Below are 3,842 nucleotides of genomic sequence, written 5' to 3' on the forward strand. Positions count from 1 at the left end.
TCTACGGGGCAATAAACCTCGCCTTCGGGCACATGAAAGCCTTCGGTATAGAGTTTAAAGTGGTGGATCAGGCTTTCCATCGAGGTTTTCATGTCCGACCGGCTGGGCGGGGTGATCTTGCCGCGGGCGAGAATATCGCCCTGCCCGTCCGGTGCGCGCAGCTTTTCGATGGCCTGCAGGATGATCGACACCGACTGGCGCATCTCTTCCATGCGCACCAGATAGCGATCATAGCAGTCGCCGTTCTTGCCCACCGGGATCTGAAAATCGAACTCGTCGTAGCATTCATAGGGTTGCGCGCGGCGCAGATCCCAGGCGAGGCCCGATCCCCGCACCATCACCCCGGAGAATCCGTAATCGAGGATATCCTCTTCGGTGACCACGCCGATATCGGCATTGCGCTGTTTGAAAATCCGGTTTTCCGTGAGCAGCCCGTCGATATCGGCCATGACGCGCGGAAACTCATTGGCCCAGGTTTCAATGTCGTCGATCAGCTCCGGCGTCAGATCCTGATGTACACCACCGGGGCGGAAATAGGCCGCGTGCAGCCGCGCCCCGCAGGCCCGCTCATAGAACACCATCAGCTTTTCGCGTTCCTCAAAGCCCCAGAGCGGCGGCGTCAGCGCGCCCACATCCATGGCCTGAGTGGTGACGTTCAGCAGGTGATTGAGCACGCGCCCGATCTCGCAAAAAAGCACCCGGATGAGTGAGGCACGACGTGGCACTTGCACACCCGTGAGCTTTTCAATCGCCAGACACCAGGCGTGTTCCTGGTTCATCGGCGCCACATAATCCAGCCGGTCGAAATACGGCAGGTTCTGCAGATACGTCCGGCTTTCCATCAGCTTTTCAGTGCCCCGGTGCAGCAGCCCGATGTGCGGGTCACAGCGCTCGACAATCTCGCCGTCAAGCTCCAGCACCAGACGCAGCACACCATGCGCGGCCGGGTGCTGGGGCCCGAAGTTGATGTTGAAATTCCGGATCTTCTGTTCGCCTGTCAGGGCGTCTTCAAATCCTTTTGAGCCGTCCATCATTCGTCAGTGCCTCCGGTTACATGGCCCGCCACGCGGAACACCTTTGTCAGCAGTTTCCAGGCCCCGTCCACGCGGATAAAGCCCAGATGATCTTCATAGCGCACAGGCGGCACATCAACGGTCAGATGAACCCGTGCTATCTCGCCGCCGGCCGCATCCGTTCCGATAATCTCATACCGTGCCGGAGCCTCAAACGGCTCCCGCCCCCGGACGCGCTCAAGATAGGAGGCTTTGTCCCAGAAGGTCGCGGCCCCGTTCTCAACCAGGGTCATCTGAAACCGGTCGTGACAAAGCGTTTCAAAGACATCCGCCTTCGCGAAATATACGGCTTCGCAATAGCTCAGCGCCGCATCACGCAGCCCGTCCGGCATCTGATCCGATCCGTCCATCAGCGTTTCTCCAGTTCCTGCAGCCTGATGCTCATCCACCAGATCAGCGCAAGTGCGCCCAAAGGGATGATCCCGGCAAAGGCCCAGTATTTGTGAATGCCAAAGTGCGGCAGCAACTTCAGCATGGGAATGACAGTGGCCGCAGCCACCAGCAGCCAGATGATGCCTTCCATTACTTCGCCTCCGCCTTGCCGTCGGTTTTTTCATCGCCGGGCAGAATGTATTCCGCCCCCTCCCAGGGGCTCATGAAATCAAACTGGCGGTATTCCTGCACGAGACTGACCGGCTCATATACCACGCGCTTTTGCGCCTCGTCATAGCGCACTTCGGTATAGCCCGTGGTCGGGAAATCCTTGCGCAGCGGATAGCCGCGGAAGCCGTAGTCCGTGAGGATACGACGCAAATCCGGATGGCCGGAAAACAGGATGCCGAACATGTCGAAGATTTCGCGCTCGAACCAGTTGGCGGAAGGGTGCACACCGATGATCGAGGGCACCATATCGTTTTCACGGATGCTCACCCGGAGGCGGATCCGGTGGTTCTGATACATCGACAGAAAATGATAAACGACGTCAAAGCGTTTTGCCCGGCCTGCGTAATCTACTGCCGTGATATCGACGAGGCTGGAAAAACGGCAGGTCGCGTCAGTTTTCAGAAACTCTACCAGACCGGTGATATTCGACGGCGTCACATCAAGGTTGAGCTCACCATGGGTTACATCCCAGGCCAGCACACAGTCCGTGCGCCGCGCCTCGATATAGGTGCCCAACTCGTTAAGTGCGTCGCTCATGGCGTCATCTCCGACAGTATCTCGTCATGAAAGCTCGCCTCTTTGTCCCATGCGGGGAAAAAAGGCACCATAAAGTCCGGCAGAAAGGTCTTCTCCGGTACATCGCCTGCAAATCGTTTCACGGCGGCGATGTCTTTCCACCGCGTCATTACCGCGATCCGGCAGGGGTCTGAGCCGCGCTCTGTATGCACGGTAATTCCCCGGAAGCCCTCGACCGCGCGCATTGCCGGGTAAACGCGGTCTCTGAAAGTGCTCAGCCACGGGTCAATATCATCGCGGGCGATGATGGCTTCCCAGCGGCGGACGAGCGCGTCTGTCATCGCACAATTGTCCCGGTGCGGCGGATTTTGCGCTGCAGTTGCAGGATGCCATAGAGGAGCGCCTCAGCCGTCGGCGGGCAGCCCGGTACATACACATCCACCGGTACGATCCGGTCACAGCCGCGCACGACGGAATAGGAATAGTGATAATACCCGCCACCGTTGGCGCAGGAGCCCATCGAAATCACATAGCGCGGTTCGGGCATCTGGTCGTAAACCTTGCGCAGCGCCGGCGCCATTTTGTTTGTAAGCGTCCCGGCAACGATCATCAGGTCCGACTGGCGCGGGCTTGCCCGCGGTGCCGTACCGAACCGCTCAAGATCATAGCGCGGCATAGAGGTGTGCATCATCTCTACCGCACAGCACGCCAGACCGAATGTCATCCAGTGGAGCGAGCCAGTGCGCGCCCAGTTGATGATGTCCTCGGTCGAGGTCAGCAAAAACCCTTTATCCTGCAACTCGCGGTTCAGGTCCTGGGTGGCAACTTCGCGGTCCGCTCCTGCGACATTTGCTCCGGCGGCTATTGCCATTCCAGCGCTCCTTTTTTCCACTCATAAGCAAAGCCGATCGTCAGAACGCCCAGAAAGACCATCATCGACCAGAACCCGACCATGCTCACGTCCTTGAAGGCCACAGCCCATGGAAAGAGGAACGCGATCTCCAGATCAAAGATTATGAAGAGGATAGAGACCAGATAAAAGCGCACGTCAAACTTCATCCGCGCGTCGTCGAACGCATTGAACCCGCATTCATAAGCGGAGACCTTTTCCGGGTCCGGGTTGCGCACTGCGAGCACAACGGCGGCGAGGATCAGGACCAGGCCCAGACCGATGGCAACCGCAAGAAACATAAGGATGGGCAGGTATTCCCGTAGCATCTCGTCCAAGGGAGGCTCCTTTTCGTCTGATCATGCGCTGACGCGCTATGCTGCCCCGCGGCGAAAGGGGCTCTGAATGGTTTACGCCTGTGTTTTGCGGGGGTCAACCGGAGCCCGCCCGAAAGACATCGCAAAAACTGCGAGAAAATCCGCAGGTTAGCGGGGTTCAGCGGCGGCCTGCAACAGCCTCAGCAGCGCTGTGATTTTTGTGCGGTTTCGAGCATCAAGACGCAGCACGAAACCTTCAAAAGAACTGCATATCAATACGTTAACCCCTATACGATCGATAGCATCGGACGTGTTGCAAAAATTTTACTGCCCTGGCACACCTGAAGACGCCGGATACATACGAGGCGTGTGGCCTTATCGGCGCCCTGCCCGCCTGCGTCGGTATGTCAGGGGACCGGTTCGCGGATCATGCGATTCCCGGCC

The 3,842-nt window shown here is 58.4% G+C and carries 7 protein-coding genes; all 7 read right to left on the minus strand.

Going from position 1 to position 3,842, the window contains the following annotated elements; all coding sequences use genetic code 11:
- Positions 1-1,031: NADH-quinone oxidoreductase subunit D (locus Q0M35_RS17890; protein ID WP_295317611.1), on the minus strand; the 1,031-nt coding region annotated here is incomplete at its 3' end.
- Positions 1,031-1,423 carry a nuclear transport factor 2 family protein gene (locus Q0M35_RS17895; protein WP_295317612.1) on the minus strand — a complete coding sequence of 131 codons (393 nt, stop codon included), beginning with the start codon at positions 1,421-1,423 and terminating at the stop codon, positions 1,031-1,033. The genes Q0M35_RS17895 and Q0M35_RS17890, both read right to left, overlap by 1 nt.
- Positions 1,423-1,596, minus strand: coding sequence for a hypothetical protein (locus Q0M35_RS17900; protein WP_169640065.1), 174 nt, complete (start codon positions 1,594-1,596; stop codon positions 1,423-1,425). Before Q0M35_RS17900 ends, Q0M35_RS17895 begins: the two co-directional genes overlap by 1 nt.
- The gene (locus Q0M35_RS17905) at positions 1,596-2,213 is read right to left on the minus strand and encodes an NADH-quinone oxidoreductase subunit C (RefSeq protein ID WP_295317613.1); all 618 of its coding nucleotides are present in this window, start codon (positions 2,211-2,213) and stop codon (positions 1,596-1,598) included. Before Q0M35_RS17905 ends, Q0M35_RS17900 begins: the two co-directional genes overlap by 1 nt.
- On the minus strand, positions 2,210-2,533 hold the full coding sequence (locus Q0M35_RS17910; RefSeq protein WP_295317614.1) for an antibiotic biosynthesis monooxygenase: 324 nt from the start codon (positions 2,531-2,533) through the stop codon (positions 2,210-2,212). Before Q0M35_RS17910 ends, Q0M35_RS17905 begins: the two co-directional genes overlap by 4 nt.
- Positions 2,530-3,063: an NADH-quinone oxidoreductase subunit B gene (locus Q0M35_RS17915; RefSeq protein WP_295317615.1), complete on the minus strand. Its 534-nt coding sequence runs from the start codon at positions 3,061-3,063 to the stop codon at positions 2,530-2,532. The genes Q0M35_RS17910 and Q0M35_RS17915 overlap by 4 nt, the downstream gene beginning before the upstream one ends.
- Positions 3,054-3,419 (minus strand): NADH-quinone oxidoreductase subunit A, encoded by a 366-nt coding sequence (locus tag Q0M35_RS17920; RefSeq protein ID WP_295317616.1) that lies wholly within the window; start codon positions 3,417-3,419, stop codon positions 3,054-3,056. The genes Q0M35_RS17915 and Q0M35_RS17920 overlap by 10 nt, the downstream gene beginning before the upstream one ends.
- Positions 3,420-3,842: the final 423 nt, after the last annotated feature.

Origin of the sequence: Roseobacter sp., assembly GCF_024639605.1 — a bacterium.
Taxonomy (GTDB): Bacteria; Pseudomonadota; Alphaproteobacteria; order Rhodobacterales; family Rhodobacteraceae; genus Roseobacter.

Coding starts and splice junctions, on each gene's coding strand:
- Q0M35_RS17895 (WP_295317612.1), bottom strand. CDS start 1,423: ATGGACGGATCGGATCAGATGCCGGACGGGCTGCGTGATGCGGCGCTG.
- Q0M35_RS17900 (WP_169640065.1), bottom strand. CDS start 1,596: ATGGAAGGCATCATCTGGCTGCTGGTGGCTGCGGCCACTGTCATTCCC.
- Q0M35_RS17905 (WP_295317613.1), bottom strand. CDS start 2,213: ATGAGCGACGCACTTAACGAGTTGGGCACCTATATCGAGGCGCGGCGC.
- Q0M35_RS17910 (WP_295317614.1), bottom strand. CDS start 2,533: ATGACAGACGCGCTCGTCCGCCGCTGGGAAGCCATCATCGCCCGCGAT.
- Q0M35_RS17915 (WP_295317615.1), bottom strand. CDS start 3,063: ATGGCAATAGCCGCCGGAGCAAATGTCGCAGGAGCGGACCGCGAAGTT.